We start from the raw sequence: 20,032 nt of genomic DNA on the forward strand, positions 1-20,032 counted from the left end.
CCCCGTAACCCATTTAAAAAGAAAAAAATCATGAATTATTTTAACCGCAGCATGAAGCATTTTATGTATCTGGCAAGCTTGTTATTTATTTTTACAGGTGCAGTAAATGCTCAGCAAAATAACGGAAAAATTAAAGGAAGTATCACAACATCTGACGGTGAACCTGCACTTGGCGTAAACATCATTCTTAAAAACTCAAAATACGGTACGGTTTCTGACGAAGATGGCTCTTTTGAATTCAACAGAGTAAAACCCAATACTTATACCGTTCAGGTTTCGTTAGCCGGTTATGAAACACTGGAACAAGAAGTTACTGTCTCGGGCAATGAAACTACACCATTAAGTTTACAATTGAAAGTTTCAAATAAACAACTGAAAGAAGTTATTATAACCAATTCAAGAGGAAAAACATTTCCAAAACAAAGCACATTTGTATCAAAAATGCCTCTTAAAAACGTAGAAAATCCTCAAGTTTATAATGTAGTTTCGGCTGAATTAATGAAAGAACAGGTAATTACTAGTTATGATGATGCTTTAAAAAATGTTCCGGGAATCCAGAGATTATGGGAATCTACAGGACGTGGCGGCGATGGAGGTTCTTATTTTTCTTTACGTGGTTTTGAAGTTCAGGCCAATGTAGTAAACGGACTGCCTGGTTTAACCAGCGGTAGTTTAGATCCTTCAAATATTGAACGAATCGAAGTGATAAAAGGGCCGTCCGGAACTTTATTTGGAAGCAGTTTAGTGAGCTACGGCGGACTTATTAATACTGTTACTAAAAAACCATACAGCGGTTTTGGCGGTGAAGTTTCATACATTGCAGGAAGCTTTGGATTAAACAGGGTTACGATTGACGTTAATACGCCGCTTGACGATACTGACAGTGTGGCTTTTAGAATTAATGCGGCATATCAGACAGAAAACAATTTTCAGGATGCAGGATTTAGAACTTCTATTTTTGTTGCTCCTTCCCTGTCTTATAAAGTAAATGACAAATTGTCTTTTTTAATTAATACTGAATTTATGTCCGAAGAAAAAACAACGCCATCGATGTTATTTTTAGGACGAGAATCACAACTTCAGTTTGCGAATTTAAGTGAATTGAATTACAGAACCGATTTGTCTTTTTACAGCAATGATCTGCCAATGAAAAATCCGAGATTCAATTTGCAGGGACAAATGAATTATAAGATTTCAGACCAATGGACTTCACAAACTATACTTTCCAGAACCTCAACAAAATCAAGAGGATATTACTCTTATATTTACGACAATCAGGACGGGAATAAAGATTTTGCTTTTTGGATAACTAAAGAAAACTCTCAAACGGCTACAAGTGATATTCAGCAAAATTTTATTGGAGACTTTAAAATTGGAAATATGCGAAACAGGTTAGTTGTGGGTGTAGATTATTTTGAAAGAAATATTATGTTTGGCGGTTCTGGTTATGGCAAACTCTATAATGTTACGGCTCAGGGTGAAGTAAGACAATTAGACCCTGCAAATCCTTACAACTTATCTCAAACTTCTGTAGACAGGTTATTAGCTAATGAAGCAGGTCCCAATTACAATTCAAAAGATGCAACGTATAGTGCTTATGCATCAGATGTATTAAATATTACCCCTTCACTCTTAGTAATGGCAAGTTTAAGAGTTGATTATTTTGATACCGAAGGCAATATCAAAGTCGATACAGATGATTATACGCAAACGGCTTTTTCTCCAAAATTTGGAGTGGTTTATCAGCCAATTCAAGATCAGTTATCTGTTTTTGCAAACTACATGAATGGATTTAGAAATATTGCTCCTTCACCAATTTACGATGTTGATAATGTTTTTGTTGGCTCTATTGTATATGAACCTGAACATGCCAATCAATTAGAAGCGGGTATTAAAGCGGATCTTTTTAATGATAAATTAACAGCTGCTTTAAGCTATTACGATATTAATGTAGCCAATCTTGTTACAAGTACTCTTACTCAGGGAGGCATTCAGGGTGGTGAATCCAGAAGTAAAGGCTTTGAGTTGGATTTGAATGCTTCACCTGTAAAAGGTTTAAGCATCATTGCAGGATACAGTTATAATGACAGCAAAATTACCACAGGAGATATCGACAATGTTTGGTTAGACCAAGGGAAAAGACCTTTTTGGGCAGGGCCAAAAAATCTCGTAAATCTTTGGGCAACTTATAAGTTTGATCAAGGTGCATTAGAGAATTTCGGACTTGGTTTTGGAGGAAATTATGCCAGCGACAATGCTATTTTAGACAGCAATGTTACAGGAAAATTTGTTTTGCCGGCTTATACTGTTATCAACAGCTCAGTTTTCTACAACTCAAATAAATTCCGCGTAAGCTTAAACGTTAATAACATTACCAATAAAGATTATTTTAACGGAGGATGGTCTACAGTAAATCCGCAGAAACCAAGAAATGTGGCGGCAAGTTTTACTTATAAATTCTAAAATTTTGTCCAACTGAGTGACAATACTAACTTATTTTTCATTTAAAGCCTTGCTATAATCATTAGCAAGGCTTTTTCTTTGTTATACTTATTTATCACAAAATATTTACAATTATTATTGATAATTAATCTAAATAAGCATTGTTTAACTGATATTAAACGTTACATTTGCAACAATCAAATAATACCTTTTAACTAAAAATCCTGAGCATCAGCAAGGATTTTTTTTCAATATTAATTTTAAATCATATTACCATGAAATCAAAAACTTTTAAGTTAATAACGTTTGCTTTTTTAATGCTTTTTGCAGCACCTCAACTTTTTGCCCACGCACTTTGGATCGAAACTAAAGCTACGGGAACAAAAGGAAAAGCTCAGGAAATTTCTGTTTATTTTGGAGAATTCTCAGACAATGATATTACAAAAGCAGATAAATGGTTTTCTGATTTAAAAGATTTCTCTTTGGTATTGATTTCTCCATCAAAAAAAGAAACTAAACTTACAGCAAAAGCTTTAGACAATAAATACCAGGCTTTCTTTACTCCGGATGAAGATGGAGTTTATACAATTGCAATGCACCATAAAGTTAAAGATGTTTACGGAACTATGGTTTTAGACTATAACTCAAGCGCAACTGTAGTAGTTGGAAATAAAGCAGCAGGAAATGTTGCTGCGGCAAACAGTAACAAAATCAGTGTTTTTACTGAAAATGCAGATGTTTTGAAAAAAAATACAGCAATTAATGTTTCAGCCCTATATGAAGGTGCTATTGCAAAAGAGCAAAAAATTAAAGTTATTGCTCCAAACGGATGGGAAAAAGAATTATGGTCAAACGATAAAGGCGAAATTTCTTTTACACCAATCTGGCCGGGAAATTACATGGTAGAGTTTGCTTATACTGAAAAAACTTCTGGTGAGCATAACGGTAAAAAATATGATGAAATCTGGAAAATGGCTACATACTTAATTACAGTTAAATAATTTTTAAAACTGTTTTTCAGAATTTTATCTTCGATCAAACCTTGCTCTTATGAGCAAGGTTTTTTTGTTTATAAACGCTGCTTTTTTACTTACTTTTACATCCAAAATATTTTAAACAAATCCACATATATGTCAAATTCAACCAACCAATTAAAGAAAAGTTTAGGCCTTAGTTTTAATATTGCCGTATTAATTGGAGGAACAATTGGCGTTGGAATTCTCAGAACACCTGGGTCTATTGCAGGATTATTAAATAATTACTGGCTCATTATTGCTTCTTGGCTTTTTGGAGGTTTATATATTTTGCTGGGAGCTAATTCGTATTCAGAACTGGCTACAATGTTACCAAAAGCCGGCGGGTCTTACAATTATATTAAAAGAGCTTTTGGCGAATACGCCGGTTTTCTTTCAGGTTGGTTTGATTATATTGTCAATGCCATTCCTCCCGCATTTTACTGCATTGTAATTAGCGAATATACCATCATTCTATTTCCATCTATTGCCAATTATTCTACTGTAATATCCGTTTCATTATTAGCTGCTTTTGTATTACTTCATTTAAGTGGTGTCAAAAACGGAAGCGTGATTCAGCAAATCACAAGTTTCTTAAAAGTGATTTGTTTTGTCGCTTTAGTAATTGCGTGTTTTATGTATAGTGGAGTTGAGATTCCAAAAATAGAAACCGATAGTTCTATTTTTCAAATCGGACTTATTTTTGGATTTTTTAAATCTTTACAGCTTATTATCGGAACTTATAATGGCTGGAATGCTGTCTGTTTTTTTGCAGAAGAAAATGACGATCCCAGCAAAAATATTCCTAAATCATTATACAGCGGTGTCTTACTGGTTGTGGCTATTTACATTTTAGTAAACGCAGCATTTTTTCATGTATTGCCAATAGAAACTTTAGCCAAATCTAATCTGGCTGCAGCCGATGTTGCTAAAATTATTTTTGGAGAAAAAGGAGCTGTTATTGTTACCATAATTTCTATTTTCTCGTTAATTAGTATTCTAAATGCCTTTATGATGATTCCGCCAAGAATTCTTTACGGACTAAGCCGAGATGGCTTTTTTATTGAAAAAGGAACAACTGTAAACAAAGGCGGAACACCAATCGTAGCTCTTTTGGTTTCTTCATTTTTTAGTTTATTGCTGATTATTTTTGTTGGCTCGTTTGAAATCTTGTTCTCATTTGCCGCATTTATCTCCATTATCGTTTGGGGATTGGCATATTTTTCACTTTTAAAATTAAGAAGTGCAGAACCAAATTTACTTCGTCCCTATCGTTCGATTTTATACCCTTGGACAACAATAATTGCTATTGCAGCTTCTATCGCCCTAGTAGCTGGGTTTATTTACAGCGATCCTGCAAGTTTTGCTGTTATTGTTGGAATTACAGTGGTTTCTTATCCTTTGTTTTTGGTTTTAAAGAGGATAAAAAAGTAAACTGCATATTTCAACAGCCCGAATTTGAGGCTTTTAAAAACAACAAACCCGACAGGTTTTGAAACCTGTCGGGTTTAATTTTATAAAATAACAGAAAATCTATTTCTTACTTCAAACCAGCTAAACTCTGCTCGATTGTAGCAATTTTTGCAAGAGCATCGGCTTGTTTTTGTTTTTCTATATTTAAAACTTTTTCAGGAGCTCCGTTTACGAATTTTTCGTTCGAAAGTTTTGCTTCAACAGATTTCAGGAATCCTTTTGTATAATTTAATTCTTCTGTCAGTTTTGCAATTTCTGCTTCAACATCAATATTTCCTGTAATTGGAATGAAATATTCATTTGATTTTACACGGAAAGACAATGCCCCATCCACTTTTTCAGCAACATATTCAAAGGCAGAAACATTTCCTAATTTCGTTACAACTGAATCAAAATAAGTAGAAACATTTTCGCTGTTAATTCCTTTCAATTCAATTGCATCTTTAAAAGGAATATTTTTGTCTTTTCTGATCGTCCTGATTCCAGAAATTACTTCAATTGAGTTTTCAAAATCAGCAATTAATTCAGCGTCAAATGGTTTTAATTCTGGCCAAGTTGAAACGATTAAAGCTTCTTCTGGAGTTCTTTCTGCAATTAACTGCCAAATTTCTTCCGTTAAGAAAGGCATGAAAGGATTTAATAATTTCAAGTTACTTTCTAACATTTCGATCGCTTTCGCGAAAGTTACGCTGTCAATTGGCTGTTGGTACGCTGGTTTAATCATTTCTAAGAACCAAGAACAGAAATCATCCCAAACCAATTTGTAAATTGCCATAAGAGAATCTGAAATTCTGTATTTCTCAAAATTATCTTCAATGTCAACTAAAGTCTGCTGTAATTTTGCTTCGTACCATTCGATTGCCACTTTTGAAGATTCTGGCTGCGCAATAGTTTGTGAAACTTCCCACCCTTTGATCAATTTAAAGGCATTCCAAATCTTGTTCGAAAATCCTTTTCCCTGATTACATAATTCTTCATCAAACATAATATCGTTTCCGGCAGAAGCACTTAAAAGCAATCCCACGCGAACACCATCGGCACCAAATTTATCAATCAAATCTAAAGGATCAGGAGAATTCCCTAATGATTTAGACATTTTACGACGTTGTTTATCACGAACTAAACCTGTTAAATATACGTTTGTAAATGGTTTTTCACCTGCATATTCGTAACCTGCAATAATCATTCTCGCTACCCAGAAAAACAAGATATCCGGACCCGTTACTAAATCATTTGTTGGATAGTAATATTTAAAGTCTGGACTTTCAGGATCCATAATTCCGCCAAAAACTGACATTGGCCACAACCATGATGAAAACCATGTATCTAACGCATCAACATCTTGTTTTAAGTTGTCGGTTGTTAGTTGTTGGTTGTTGGTTTTGGCTTGTGCTAATTTTAATGCGTCTTCGATGTTTTCTGCAACTACGAAATCTTCTTTTCCATCTCCGTAATAGTATGCTGGAATTTGTTGTCCCCACCATAATTGACGAGAGATATTCCAATCGCGAATGTTGTTTAACCAATGCGCATAAGTATTTTCAAAACGTTTTGGATGTAATTTAATTTCTCCTGTTTCTAAAACTGATTTAATGGCTGGTTTTACCAATTCTTCCATCTTCAAAAACCATTGATCTGATAATCTTGGTTCGATAACGGCTTTAGTTCTTTCAGATGTTCCAACTTTATTCAAATGGATTTCAGTCTTCGCCAAAGCGCCGATTTCTTCTAATTCTTTTGCGATTTCAGTACGAACTACAAAACGATCTTTTCCTTGATAATGTAATCCGAAGCTGTTTAAAGTCGCATCTTCATTAAAAATATCAACGATTTCAAGATTGTGTTTTTCACCCAAAGTTTTATCGTTCATATCGTGTGCAGGAGTTACTTTTAAACATCCTGTTCCGAATTCAACATCTACATATTCATCTTCAATAATTGGAATAACTCTTCCGCAAATAGGAACGATCGCTTTTTTACCTTTTAAATGTGTAAAACGCTCATCATTCGGATTGATACAGATTGCAGTATCTCCAAAGATAGTTTCAGGACGTGTCGTTGCAATGGTCAAGAAATCTTCTGAACCTTCAATTTTATATTTTAAGAAAAATAATTTTCCTTGTTGTTCTTCGTAAATAACTTCTTCGTCAGAAAGAGTTGTTTTAGCTTCCGGATCCCAGTTAACCATACGGTATCCTCTGTAGATTAATCCTTTGTTGTATAAATCAACAAAAGATTTAATTACAGATGCAGACATATCCGGATCCATTGTAAATTTAGTACGTTCCCAATCGCAAGAAGCTCCAAGTTTTTTAAGCTGTTCCAGGATTGTTCCACCATATTTATCTGTCCATTCCCAAGCGTGTTTTAGGAATTCTTCACGAGTTAAATCATTTTTATTTATTCCCTCTGCTTTTAGTTTAGCAACAACTTTAGCTTCGGTAGCAATAGAGGCATGATCCGTTCCCGGAACCCAGCAGGCGTTGAACCCTTTTAGACGTGCTCTACGAATTAAAACATCCTGAATAGTATTATTCAGCATATGTCCCATATGCAAGACACCAGTGACGTTTGGAGGAGGAATTACAATAGTATACGGCGTTCTGTGATCTGGTTCTGAATGAAAATAGTTGTTTTTCATCCAATACTCATACCATTTGTTCTCGATCGTCTTAGCGTCAAATTGTGCTGGAATTGTCATTTATTAGGTTGTTTATTCGTTTAACTGTTTAATCGTTTATTTGGGCTAACTGTTTAATTATTATTTGGTCTGCTGACCATTTTTCAATCATTATCCGATTAAACGAATTAATGATTAAACAATTAAACTCCAAAATTGGTTCAATTTTTGTAATTATAATTAACAGCAAAAGTAAATAATTAAGTACACTATAAAAAACGAATTAATAATTTGTGTGTTAATTAAAACAATGTATATTTACTTACAATTAAAAAACAATTTCAAAATGAAAAATGTTGCCTCTTTTATTGCAGTCGTATTGTTTAGTGCAATAGGTTATGCACAAAACGGCCCAAAGATTGAATTTGCAGCCCCGGACAATACGATTGATTATGGAAAAATTTCTAAAAGTGATAACGGACTACGTTCCTTTGAATTCACAAATACCGGCGATGCACCGCTGTTAATTATTGGTGCCGAATCGACTTTGAGTTCAATAGTTGTTACTAAACCTGCCGCAGCAGTTATGCCGGGCAAAAAAGGTAAAATCGATGTAAAATACAATATGGCCAGCGGTCCTATTCGTAAAACAATTACGGTTGAAACTAATGCCGTAAATTATCCTGACGGCCGAGTTGCCCTTAAAATTAAAGGTGAAGTTTTATAAAAAAATTAAAAGCTAAAAATAGTAAAAGCCGTTTCTTTAATGAGAAACGGCTTTTTTGTAATCCTAAATCCGACAGGTTTTAAAAACCTTTCGGATTTGTTGTAGAAACTTACTAAAACGTAACTTTAACAAAGCTTGTTACGCATCAATAAATATTATTTTTTATCCGCACATTCTGCACTGTCAAATTTGTATTTTACGTTTTCAAAATCGATTGGTTTATCTTTAACCAAATACGTAACGCCCATTGTTGTCTGCATGGTTCCGTTTCCTAAAATAAGTTGTTTGTCGCGTTTTAAAAGTGCCATTGGATTTTTGAACGTTTTGTCTTTATTTACATTATCCTTAAAAGTATAATCTATAAATAAAGTATCACCGTGAAATTCACCCGCAACTTCACCCGTTCTTACGGTTGAAGGTGCAACTTTCATAATCATGTTTCCTGTTAGTTTTCCGTTTTTTAAAGTATTCAGCTTTAAAGCAATAGTATCTTTTTCGTAAACAGATTGGTAGCATTCCGAGCTTATAACAGTTTCTGCTTCAGCTTTTGCTGCCTCGGCCTCTTTCTGTTTCTCTTCATTTTTACAACTTTGGAATCCAATGCCAATTACAAGCAGACAAGGTAAAACTAGATTTTTCATATTTTAATATTTTGTTTCATGGTTATTTTATAAAATTAAATAAAAAAGAACTTAAGAAAAAGAGTTTTACAAAATATTGACTACAAAGTTAAACCCGACAGGTTTTTGAAACCTGTCGGGTTTATATAACATCGTAAATAGACTTATAAACTCTTAATTACAAATTCAGATCTTCGGTTTAATTCGTGTTCTTCTTCTGAACAGGCTTCATCGGTTTTACATTTTATAATTGGCACCGACTCTCCGTATCCTTTGGCAGAAACTCTCTTGGCTTCAACTCCGGACTGAATAATAAATTCTCTGGTTGAATTGGCTCTTTTTTGAGACAAATCGGCGTTGAATTTTTCGTTTCCTCGGGAGTCTGTATGCGAGCCAATTTCGATTACCATTCCCGGATATTTCTTCATTAATTCGACAACTCTGCCTAAAACCACTTTAGATTCTTTACGAATATACCACATATTGTAATCAAAATAAATTGGATCTGTTTTAATTATTAAACGATCTTTATCTCTTACAACGTCTTTTTCCTTCTCTAAAATTTCTTTTACTTTTTCGTTCTTTTTAACTTCTGCTGCAACGATTTCAGCTTCTTTGGCTTTTTTCTCTTTCTTCTTTAATTCTATTGCCGCCAGTTCTGTTTTTTTCTTGTTTTCTTCTTCTATAATCAATTCTTGTTTTCTTTTCTTTTCGGCATTTTCTTTTTCTTCAAGTTTAATTACTTCCAAAGATTTTAATGCCAAAGAAGCGTCATTAACTTTATCCCTTGTTTTATCTAAAGTTAAAGTTTTAGACTCATTTGTATATTTTTCCTTGAAAGCCGAAACTTTATAAGAAGCTTCGCAGGAAACGGTAAAACTAAATTTTCCATCGGCAGAAGTCGTAATGGTATTCAGGGTTTTATTCTCTGAATCCTGCAAAATTACAGTTGCATTTTCTAATGCCAGTTTAGTATCAACATCTGTAATAATTCCGGCAATAAACTGTTTGCAGTCTTCTACAATTAAATCTTTAATTTCTTTAAATTGATAAATATCGTCGCTGCCCTTTCCTCCTTCCCGGTTTGAGGCAAAATATCCTTCTTTGGTTTCTGAATTGATATTGAATGCAAAATCATCTAAATTTGAATTTAAAGGCAATCCAATATTAACGGGTTTTGAGTATTCGTTTCCGTTTATATCAGAGACAAAAACGTCTAAAGATCCATAACCTAAATGTCCATCAGAAGAAAAATACAGTTTATTATCTGCGGAAGCAAAAGGAAATTGTTCTCTTTTATCAGTATTTACTAATGGCCCGAGGTTTTTAGGAGTATCAAATGCACCTTTATTAATATTTACTGAATAAATATCAAAAGATCCCAGCGTTCCCGGCATATCCGAAGCAAAATACAATACTTTTTCATCGGCACTTAAAGCGGGATGTTCTACAGAATAATTTGGGCTGTTAAAAGGGAGCGATGTAATATTGGTCCATTTTCCTTCTACCAGTTCGGCTTTAAAAATCTGAAGGTGTGAAACTTTTTTATCGTCTCTTTTTTTCGTTCCGTTTTTAGAATTATTTCGGGTAAAATACATCGTTTTGCCATCTTTGGTAAAAACAGCGTTTGATTCGTGCATTCCGGTTTTTAATTCTTTGGCTAAATAATGTACGATAGAATCTGCAGAATTGATGTTCTTCAAAGGAATCGTAACCAAATTTAAATAGGCTGCATTATCCCATTTAAACTTTTTATCAAAAATTCCGGGTTTTAATTTAACGCCTGCAAAAACCAGATTACCATTGTATTCAACCGCTCCAAATTCTGAATTTGGCGTGTTTATTGGCAGATTTTTTATCTCAAATCGTTTTCCAATTGCTGTGACATTTTCCAGTGTTTTAATGTCTTTCTCGAAATTGGCACTATCTTCTGTATTAGATGATTTAGCGTAATATTCTTTTAAAACTTCATTTGCATCGTTGTAACTATTGGTTGCTTTTAAGGTTTGTGCGTATCTAAAATAGTATTCCCGGCCTAAATCATTATTGTAGTTTTTTACTAAAAGACGATAGTAACGCTGGGCTTTTACCAAATCGTTGGTATAGAAATACGAGTCGGCTAAGTTTTTAATTACTTCCTGCGAAGGTCTGTCGTCTGCCAGTTTTTGATATAAAACGATAGCTTCGGTATAATAAGTTCTGTCAAAAAATTTCTTAGCTCTAACTAATTCCTGATCCTGTGCATTTATAAACTGTATAGAAAATACGAATATAATAACGAGTAGTTTTTTCATATTTTTCATTTTAAAAAAATCTAGGTGATTTATCATATCCTTTCCCTAATAAATCCAAATCAAAAAGCAGCATAATTTCGTGAGTTCCTGAATTGAACTGTCCAAAATTGGTAAGCGTATAGTCGTAAGCATAACCTACTCTAAGTGTTGGGGTAATATTTATATTGAACAATGCACTTACCGAATCATCGATTCTGTAAGCGGCTCCAAATTCAAATTTTTCGTTATATAAAACATTTGCCGAAACGTCTAAAGTTATTGGCGCACCTTTAACAAATTTTGACATAAAAGCCGGTTTCAATTTCAATGCATCATTAAGCTGAAAAACATAACCAGCGGTTAAAAATGTATGTATTTCTTCAGATCCAAAAGCATTTATACCTGATTTTTCTTCTACATATTTTGACTTCAACAAATTAGGAACTGATAATCCAACATATAAATTGTCTCTAAAATAATAAGCTCCTGCCCCAATGTTTGGTTTTGTTGCGTTTATATTTTCTGCGAAAGCAAAATCAGTTTGCGGATCTGTAAATCTAAATCCGTTAAAATTGCTCTGCATTGACGAAAAACCTGCTTTAAGCCCGAGTGAAAGTTTGTTTTTTCCGCCTAATTTTAAAACATAGGCAAAATCAGCATAGACATTATTTTCTTTTTTAGCTCCGTCACCAATATCATCTGAAATAAATGACAGACCCACTTCTATTTTTTCATTAATAGCACTGTGTCCAAAAAAGGTAAATGTTTTTGGGGCTCCTACTGCACCCACCCATTGTGTTCTATACAATCCTCCAAAATTCATCATGGCAGGAACTCCGGTTGCATATGCCGGGTTTACTACGCTCATATTGTACATATAATGTGTGTATTCCGGATCTTGCTGCGCAGAAACTGATAAATAAAAGAGGAAATTTATAAGGAGTATTATTTTTTTCATTTGAAAATTATATTAAATAATATAAAAGAGATTTATCGATTTAAATAAAGACGGCCTTGTTTGGGCGGTTTATTGTCTTTATTAAAATGCAGTACATAAAAATAAACTCCGTTTGGTGCAACTCCGCCTGCAATACCCCTTTTTTCATAATTCATTCCATCCCAGGCTGGTTTATTATTATCTCCTTTATACATTCCGTTTCCGTATCTATTAAAAATTTCAAGCGTATAATTCGGATATAGAAATTCAATATCTTTTATTACAAATGAATCGTTTATGCCGTCTCCATTTGGCGAAAATCCATCAGGAATAAAAAAGTCGTTAGGTACATTATCACAATTTGTTAACGTAACTGTAACTTTGATATATTCTGACGAAAAACAATCTGAACTTGGGAAATTAAATCCATAATATTCTCCTTGTTCAATTAATGGTGTTGATGCCGCTAATAAATTCCCGTTGGTTTCTGCATCGTACCAAACTACAGTTGAAGATGCATTGGTATGGTTCGATAAGTCAGCAATTGTGGGACTGTTTAATCCACAGAAATTTTGTCCGTCTGCATTTAATTCCGGTGCCGGAGAATCGTTTACTGTCACCAAAACCATTGCAGGTTCTGATGTACAGCCTGCAGGAGAAGTTTCTCTAACAAAATAATTCCCAGATTCCAGAATAGAAGTACTGGCTAAAGGTGTTGTAGCCGTTGGCGAATTGTACCATTTATATTGATTTCCGTTTGGCACTAAATTAGCTACTGCCGCTTCATCAACTTTACAAAATGGCTGTGGGTTTACAATAGGCGGAGCGGGAATTGGATGTATAATAAAACTATCTAAAACGCTGTTTAGATTAATATCGCAATTGGTGCTGTTATTCTTTAAATTAGTCAATGAAATAATTGTCGATCCAGTATTTAAAAGCAAACCTGATGGTAGTATAAATTCGGTTTTTCCATTAGAAACAGGTAAAATAATTGTTTCTAAAGAACTTAAATTACTATCTAGCAGCATATACGAAATGGTTACATCTGTCAAAGTTCCTAACCCGGAAACTGTTACCTTAACAGGATCGTTAAGGCAGTAGTCGTTAACTAAAACTGTTACCGTTGCTGCGTTTGGCAGAGGATTGATAATTAAATCTCCTCTTATTGTGGCAGTGTTTGTACAGCCTGTTTCATTATTTGTGATATTAGTAATGGTTATAATTGATACACCACTCTTTATATTTAAACTTCCTGGAATGCTGAAATTTGAATTACCGCCTACAACCCGAATATTTGCCGTTTGACCTAGGGCCGAATTATCTCCCGAAATATTATATCGAATAGTATAATTGCCGTCTGCCAAGCGTAAAGCATTTGTAAGCTGTACTAATGCACTTTTGTTTTGACATGTGGGTTCTGGAGTCAGGATTGCGCCTTCTAAATACGGCAGGGTACGAATTTCTAAATCTGTAGATAAATCATCTATAATATTACTGCAGGTTCCTTTGCTAGTAACGTCAACAATTCCGGTCACGGTTACATAAAAAATTCCAACTTGCCTAAAATAAGAAGAACGTAAAGGGAAACTAAGTTTACCATTTACAAAAAAAGCCTGAATGGTTTCTGTTCCTCCGTTAGGTCCCGAAACATTAAAAGTTACTTTATATTCAGCATCAGGAATAGCTTCTGCTCCTTGAGTAATTGTTGCTGTATATACTGCTGTTGCTATTTGATTTTCGCAAATATCTTTCTCAATTTCAATCTTCGATCCAGTAAAATCTAATCTTTTTTCGAGTGTAATAGCTATAGATGTAGATTTATTAGGACAATTGTCATCTTCAGATAAAACGGTGTAGTTATACGTATACGTGCCGGGGCCATTAACTGCAAATACTTGTTTAAGATCGACAATTGGGTTTGATGAAGAAGTAACTCCCATACCACTCCATAGTCCTCCAGGATCTTGACCAGACAATAATGTCCTCAAATCAAAAGCAGTATAAGTGTCTAAATCAGTAGTTCCGCATAAAGTTAAATCTCTTCCAGTTCCTGAAACCGGCGCTCTGAAAACGGTAAGAATGATAGAAGTTGATAAAGGTGCTGTGTCACATCCCGGAACAGGAGGCACTGTATAGGTAAATTGATAATTACCCTTCATATAAGTTATTGTAATTAACTGGGGGACAACTTGACCTAAGCTATTTGTCCATACTCCATTTGTGTGTGGACTGATAACAGTACTATTGAATGCTGAAAATAAATTATAGGTGTTTTCGTCACTGCATTTTGTAGCATATGGAGCCGGATAGCCTTCGAAAGCCCCAATTGTAACAAAAACTTTTGCTGTATTATTAGTGCAGCCTGTACCAGGAGCTGTATAAGTATATTGGTAAGTTCCTCCCGCTCTAATAGCTTGTCCGTTTAAGATTCCTGTTGAAACGCTCAAACCTTTAGAGCCATTATCATCAGACCATGTTCCGCCTGGGGTGGGACTTCCTCCTAAATAGGAAAACAAAGGAATGGTTCTATTTGAGATATCTTCAACATTACAAATAGTTACAGAACCATCTGTACCAGCGCATTGTGAATAAATTTTTGGAGATAAAACCGTTAAAAAAACAAAAAACAATAAAAATTGTAAGAAATTAATGTAGTTTTTGACCATAAATTATTATTTTCGTTAAACATAATAAAATATGTGTTTACTTTCGTAAAAAACTTAATTTTCTTATTAATTTTATAAATATGTAGAAAGTAATTTACAATTTTTCAAATCAAAAACTAATTCATAAAAAAGCAATTACAACTCATCTTCTAATTTGAATCTAAATTTTAAAACAAGGCTGTTTCTCTCCACTTCAATAGTAATCCAGATAACTTCTTCGGACTTTAAAAGCTGATTTATCTGCTGTAAGGAATATTTGTACGGTCTTTCGTTATTGATACTTACAATAATATCGCCTTTAAGTAAACCGCATTTTTCAGCAGCTGACTGTTTTCTAATATTAACGATTTCAAAAATGGGTTTTAATGAAAATTTATATCTAAAATTTCCTCCATTATTTTGATTCATTTCGCTTTCGTTTAATGATGTAGCAACTTGAACTGTCTCTAAGTGAACCGTTTCCTGAACCCACTGCAAGCCATTATGCTGAATCGTAATTCCGCTTTTATTATAGGTAAAGGGTTCTGAGAATTTACCATTCTTTTTTAGATATAATTTTTGGTCTTTGTAATCTAATACCACTGTAAATCGTTTTAAAACTTCACCTCCAACAGAACCTATTCGATCCGGAACCATTTTTACGTTTTTAATAGATGATGAATCAGGAAATGCTACTATTGGTCTTTTAAAATCAAATTCATCTATTGAAAACATTTTTATTCTGGCACGATGTCCTTCAATATCGCCGCTGAAACCTTTTCCTAAATAATCCGGAAAATTCTTTTTGGGCAGCTTTATTTTATTGTTTTCAAAAATCCAAAATGCATCGCTGTTGCCAATATCAATTAACAATTTAGCTTTCACATCTACACTGTCAACCACCGCATTTGTATATATATAAGGCTTTGATTTTTCTATAGTTATGGGAATGGCTTTAAATTTTTTATTTAATTTATTTCTAAATTTTTCATTATTGGTATGAACAATTATTTTTCTTTTTTCGTAGTTAACTTCAACCAGATTGTTCTTGAAAAATTTATAGCCAATTATTCCATTAACCGGAATACCAATATGAGATGAAAGATTAAAACTTTGGTCCAAAATAACATACAACAGATGATTATCCGATCTTAATCCGTGGGTTTCGAAAGTATTTTTTGTTGATTTCAGTCCTTCAATTTCGTTTTCAGATCCTAAACCTCTCAGTCTGATTTTTTCGACATTATTAAATTTAACTTCCTGCATTTCATCCATACTAAACAAGATCGTTTCCTCGACGCCCGAATCTAATAGAAAATTCAGTTCGATTCCGTTTACCTTTATCGGAATAAAAATGAGGTTATTTATCAATTTAAAGGGAATTACGGCCTTTTTTTTATTGCTTTCAATAATAAAACTATCTTGAGCTTTTAAGCAAAAAGGCAGCAATAAGCCAAAAAACACGACGATATATTTTTTCATTGACAATATTTTATTATAAAATTAGTAAATATATTTATTATTGTTACATTTTTATAAGTACTCGTATTGTTTACGTTAAATTCGAAAAAAAAATGCAAATTTGCACTTCAATAAAAAATCTCATGCCAACAATTTCAAGCAAAGGCAGAAACATGCCCGAATCACCGATACGCAAGCTTGCTCCTTATGCAGATTTAGCAAAGAAAAAAGGACACAAAGTGTATCACTTAAACATTGGTCAACCGGATATCAAGACACCCGAAGTGGCCATCGAGGCGGTAAAAAATATTGATTTAACTCTTATCGAATACAGTCCGTCAGCCGGATATGAAAGTTACAGAAAAAAATTAGCTCAATTTTACCAGCGCCAAAATGTAAATGTTAACTCAGAAGACATCATCGTTACGACTGGTGGCTCTGAAGCCCTTTTGTTTGCACTGGCCACGATTACGGATCCGGGAGATGAAATCATTATTCCTGAACCCTTTTATGCTAATTATCATGCGTTTGCATCTTCTACAAGTGCAACTGTAGTTCCTTTGGTTTCAACTATCGAAACGGCATTTGCTTTGCCAAGTATCGAAGAAGTCGAAAAACTGATTACTCCAAAAACGAAAGCAATTTTAATTTGTAATCCGGGTAATCCAACCGGATATTTATATTCTGAAGCCGAAATCAAACAATTAGCCGGCTTAATTAAAAAATACGATTTGTATTTAATTGCTGACGAAGTTTATCGTGAGTTTTTATATGATGGAGATGACGTACATTTTTCTGTAATGAATTTAGAAGATGTACAGCAAAATGTAATCATGGTTGATTCTGTGTCAAAACGTTACAGTATGTGTGGTGCAAGAATTGGCTGTTTGATTACTAAAAATAAAGAAGTACTGGCAACGGTTATGAAATTTGCTCAGGCACGTTTAAGTCCGCCAACAATTGAGCAGATTGCCTGCGAAGCTGCAATTGATACACCTCAAAGTTATTTTGACGAAGTAATTAGTGAATATAAAGAACGCCGCAATACTTTAATCTCTGAATTGAATAAAATTGAAGGCGTTATTGTAACGAAACCAAAAGGTGCTTTTTATTGCATTGCACAACTGCCAATTGAGGATTCTGATGATTTTGCTCAGTGGCTTTTAGAAAGTTACAGCTTAAATGGTGAAACGGTAATGATTGCTCCTGCAAAAGGATTTTATTCGACTCCGGGAATGGGACTGAATCAGGTTCGAATTGCGTATGTTTTAAACAAAAAAGATCTAATTACAGCAGTAAATATCTTAAAAGAAGCTTTACTGGCGTACAACAATAGATAATACAAACTAAACTTAAACTTTCAAAAGACAATAACAATTCGCGTTATTGTCTTTTGTATTTTAGACCAAATTTAAATTATATCTAACAAGGATCGATTAAATAATAAAAACGATAGAAAAGGTTTCCTATTTATTAATTATCTTTACCGCCTTAAAAAGATATACCCATTATAATAGTAGTTTTTAATGATAAATAACGAAGATTTTTTAGACGAAATAGGTGACAGTCATTTCAGCAGTAATGCAAAAAACCCTTTAAGAGAGGATGCTTTTGATATAACTGATGAAGAAAAAATAGAAAAAATTAAAAAAGATGTTGAAAGCATTCTGCAGACTCTTGGAATGGATTTGACAGATGACAGCATAAAAGGAACTCCAAATCGAGTTGCAAAGATGTTTGTAAAAGAGATTTTTGGAGGTCTTAATCCTGCAAAACAGCCAAAAGCTTCTACTTTTGACAACAATTACAAGTATGGTGAAATGTTAGTAGAGAAAAACATTACGGTTTATTCTACCTGCGAACACCATTTACTGCCAATTATAGGACGTGCTCACGTTGCATATATTTCAAACGGAAGAGTTATCGGCCTATCAAAAATGAACCGTATTGTTGAATATTATGCTAAAAGACCTCAGGTACAGGAGCGTTTAACAATGCAGATTGTTCAGGAACTTCAAAAAGCTTTAGGTACAGAAGATGTTGCCTGCGTTATCGACGCTAAACACCTTTGTGTAAACTCAAGAGGAATTAAAGATATTGAAAGCAGTACAGTAACTTCTGAATTTGGCGGAAAATTCAAAGATCCTCAAACAAAAAGAGAGTTTTTGGATTATATTAAATTAGATACTCAGTTCTAATTTTTTACGATATTTCTATTATATTTATGGTCTAGCCTAGATGGAAGCAGCATTCTTTTATAGACTCGTCATTACGAGATAAAAGATATAGCTAACAGCAGGAATAGCTCCTAAAAAAAATCAACTAAAAAAGAATATGCCTTTATATACAACGCAACCGTTAAAAATATACAACTCACTTTCGGGTGAAAAAGAAAATTTCAAACCAATCCATGAAGGAAATGTTGGAATGTATGTTTGCGGACCAACGGTTTATAGTAATGTACATTTAGGAAACGTAAGGACTTTTATGTCTTTTGACGTAATTTTCAGGTATTTTTTACACTTGGATTATAAAGTTCGTTATGTTCGAAATATTACCGATGTTGGTCATATTGTAGATGATGTTGATGAAGGTGAAGATAAAATTGCTAAAAAAGCACGTTTAGAGCAATTAGAGCCAATGGAAGTTGTTCAGCGATATACTGTTGATTTTCACGACATTCTAAAATCATTCAACTTTTTACCTCCAAGTATTGAACCAACTGCAACGGGACATATTATTGAGCAAATCGAAATCATCAAAAAAATCATTGATACCGGAATTGGTTATGTAGCCAATGGATCAGTTTATTTTGATGTCGTAAAATATAATGAAACTAACAATTACGGAATTCTAAGCGGCAGAAACATCGAAGATATGCTGGCGAATACGCGTGATCTTGACGGACAATCTGACAAAAGAAACCCGCAGGATTTTGCACTTTGGAAAAAAGCAGAACCGGAACATATCATGAGATGGCCTTCTCCATGGAGCGATGGTTTCCCGGGATGGCACTTAGAATGTACCGCAATGAGTACTAAATATTTAGGAAATCATTTCGACATTCACGGAGGCGGAATGGATTTAAAATTTCCGCATCATGAATGTGAAATTGCTCAAAACGAAGCCTGCACAGGACAATCGCCGGTAAATTACTGGATGCATGCCAATATGCTTACGCTTAACGGAAAGAAAATGGCAAAATCTACCGGAAATAATATTTTACCGGGAGAAATTTTAAGCGGCGATAATACTATTTTAAGTAAAGCGTTTTCTGCTTCTGTAACCAGATTCTTTATGTTACAGGCACATTACAGAAGTATTTTAGATTTCTCTGATGATGCTATTACAGCTGCTGAAAAAGGATACAAAAGATTAATGGAAGCTATTGAAGCATTACCTGCAATAACTGCAGGTACTTCGAGTTCTGTTGATTTTGCTGCATGGAAACAAGCTTGTTATGATGCTATGAACGACGATTTTAACACGCCAATATTGATTGCCCAATTATTTGAAGCTGTTCGTTATATCAATTTATTAAAAGAAGGAAAAGAAACTATCTCTGCCGAAGATTTAAAATCATTTTCAACAGCAATAAATGCTTTTGTTTTTGACGTTTTAGGTTTAAGCGATGAGAAAGCTTCTGACAGCAATAATGATAAATTAGAAGGTGTTGTAAACATGCTTATCGGAATGAGAAATCAGGCCAGAGCCGATAAAAATTTCGCCCTTTCAGATCAAATTCGCGATCAGTTAATTGCTCTTGGAATTCAGTTAAAAGACGGTAAAGAAGGAACTTCTTTTAGTATCTAATAAAA

General features: G+C 33.9%; 13 protein-coding genes. 7 read left to right on the forward strand and 6 right to left on the reverse strand.

Annotation, left to right across the window (positions count from 1 at the left end; genetic code table 11):
* Positions 1-30: 30 nt before the first annotated feature.
* The 3 genes from L1276_RS11550 (at position 31) to L1276_RS11560 (ending at position 4,889) form a co-directional block, all read left to right on the forward strand.
* Entirely contained in the window at positions 31-2,463 is a 2,433-nt protein-coding gene (locus tag L1276_RS11550; RefSeq protein WP_253787923.1) for a TonB-dependent receptor, read from the forward strand.
* 254 nt (positions 2,464-2,717) lie between these two features.
* Positions 2,718-3,443 carry a DUF4198 domain-containing protein gene (locus tag L1276_RS11555; protein WP_253787925.1) on the forward strand — a complete coding sequence of 242 codons (726 nt, stop codon included), beginning with the start codon at positions 2,718-2,720 and terminating at the stop codon, positions 3,441-3,443.
* A gap of 129 nt (positions 3,444-3,572) precedes the next feature.
* Complete coding sequence (locus L1276_RS11560; RefSeq protein WP_253787927.1) at positions 3,573-4,889, forward strand: APC family permease; 1,317 nt, start codon at positions 3,573-3,575, stop codon at positions 4,887-4,889.
* 106 nt (positions 4,890-4,995) lie between these two features.
* Here L1276_RS11560 and L1276_RS11565 read toward each other — a convergent pair whose 3' ends face one another.
* Complete coding sequence (locus L1276_RS11565; RefSeq protein ID WP_253787937.1) at positions 4,996-7,629, reverse strand: valine--tRNA ligase; 2,634 nt, start codon at positions 7,627-7,629, stop codon at positions 4,996-4,998.
* Between the two features lie 265 nt (positions 7,630-7,894).
* Here L1276_RS11565 and L1276_RS11570 point away from each other — a divergent pair, with 265 nt between their 5' ends.
* A complete protein-coding gene (locus tag L1276_RS11570) occupies positions 7,895-8,275 on the forward strand; it encodes a DUF1573 domain-containing protein (RefSeq protein WP_253787939.1) in 381 nt (126 codons plus the stop codon).
* Between the two features lie 155 nt (positions 8,276-8,430).
* Here L1276_RS11570 and L1276_RS11575 read toward each other — a convergent pair whose 3' ends face one another.
* The 5 genes from L1276_RS11575 to L1276_RS11595 form a co-directional block, all read right to left on the reverse strand.
* Complete coding sequence (locus tag L1276_RS11575; protein WP_253787941.1) at positions 8,431-8,916, reverse strand: hypothetical protein; 486 nt, start codon at positions 8,914-8,916, stop codon at positions 8,431-8,433.
* A gap of 143 nt (positions 8,917-9,059) precedes the next feature.
* Entirely contained in the window at positions 9,060-11,189 is a 2,130-nt protein-coding gene (locus L1276_RS11580) for an OmpA family protein (RefSeq protein ID WP_253787943.1), read from the reverse strand.
* Between the two features lie 10 nt (positions 11,190-11,199).
* Positions 11,200-12,126 carry a type IX secretion system membrane protein PorP/SprF gene (locus L1276_RS11585; protein WP_253787945.1) on the reverse strand — a complete coding sequence of 309 codons (927 nt, stop codon included), beginning with the start codon at positions 12,124-12,126 and terminating at the stop codon, positions 11,200-11,202.
* A 32-nt stretch (positions 12,127-12,158) separates the two neighbouring features.
* On the reverse strand, positions 12,159-14,774 hold the full coding sequence (locus L1276_RS11590; RefSeq protein ID WP_253787947.1) for a gliding motility-associated C-terminal domain-containing protein: 2,616 nt from the start codon (positions 14,772-14,774) through the stop codon (positions 12,159-12,161).
* A gap of 135 nt (positions 14,775-14,909) precedes the next feature.
* Entirely contained in the window at positions 14,910-16,235 is a 1,326-nt protein-coding gene (locus L1276_RS11595; protein WP_253787950.1) for a PDZ domain-containing protein, read from the reverse strand.
* A gap of 122 nt (positions 16,236-16,357) precedes the next feature.
* On the opposite strand from L1276_RS11595, the gene L1276_RS11600 reads away from it, so the two are divergent.
* The 3 genes from L1276_RS11600 (at position 16,358) to cysS (ending at position 20,027) form a co-directional block, all read left to right on the forward strand.
* Positions 16,358-17,554 (forward strand): pyridoxal phosphate-dependent aminotransferase, encoded by a 1,197-nt coding sequence (locus tag L1276_RS11600; protein ID WP_253787952.1) that lies wholly within the window; start codon positions 16,358-16,360, stop codon positions 17,552-17,554.
* A 186-nt stretch (positions 17,555-17,740) separates the two neighbouring features.
* On the forward strand, positions 17,741-18,412 hold the full coding sequence (gene folE / locus L1276_RS11605) for a GTP cyclohydrolase I FolE (protein ID WP_253787954.1): 672 nt from the start codon (positions 17,741-17,743) through the stop codon (positions 18,410-18,412).
* Positions 18,413-18,548: 136 nt separating this feature from the next.
* Positions 18,549-20,027: a cysteine--tRNA ligase gene (cysS, locus tag L1276_RS11610; RefSeq protein ID WP_253787956.1), complete on the forward strand. Its 1,479-nt coding sequence runs from the start codon at positions 18,549-18,551 to the stop codon at positions 20,025-20,027.
* Positions 20,028-20,032: the final 5 nt, after the last annotated feature.

Source organism: Flavobacterium sp. HSC-32F16 (genome assembly GCF_024171645.1).
In the GTDB taxonomy this organism is placed as follows: domain Bacteria; phylum Bacteroidota; class Bacteroidia; order Flavobacteriales; family Flavobacteriaceae; genus Flavobacterium.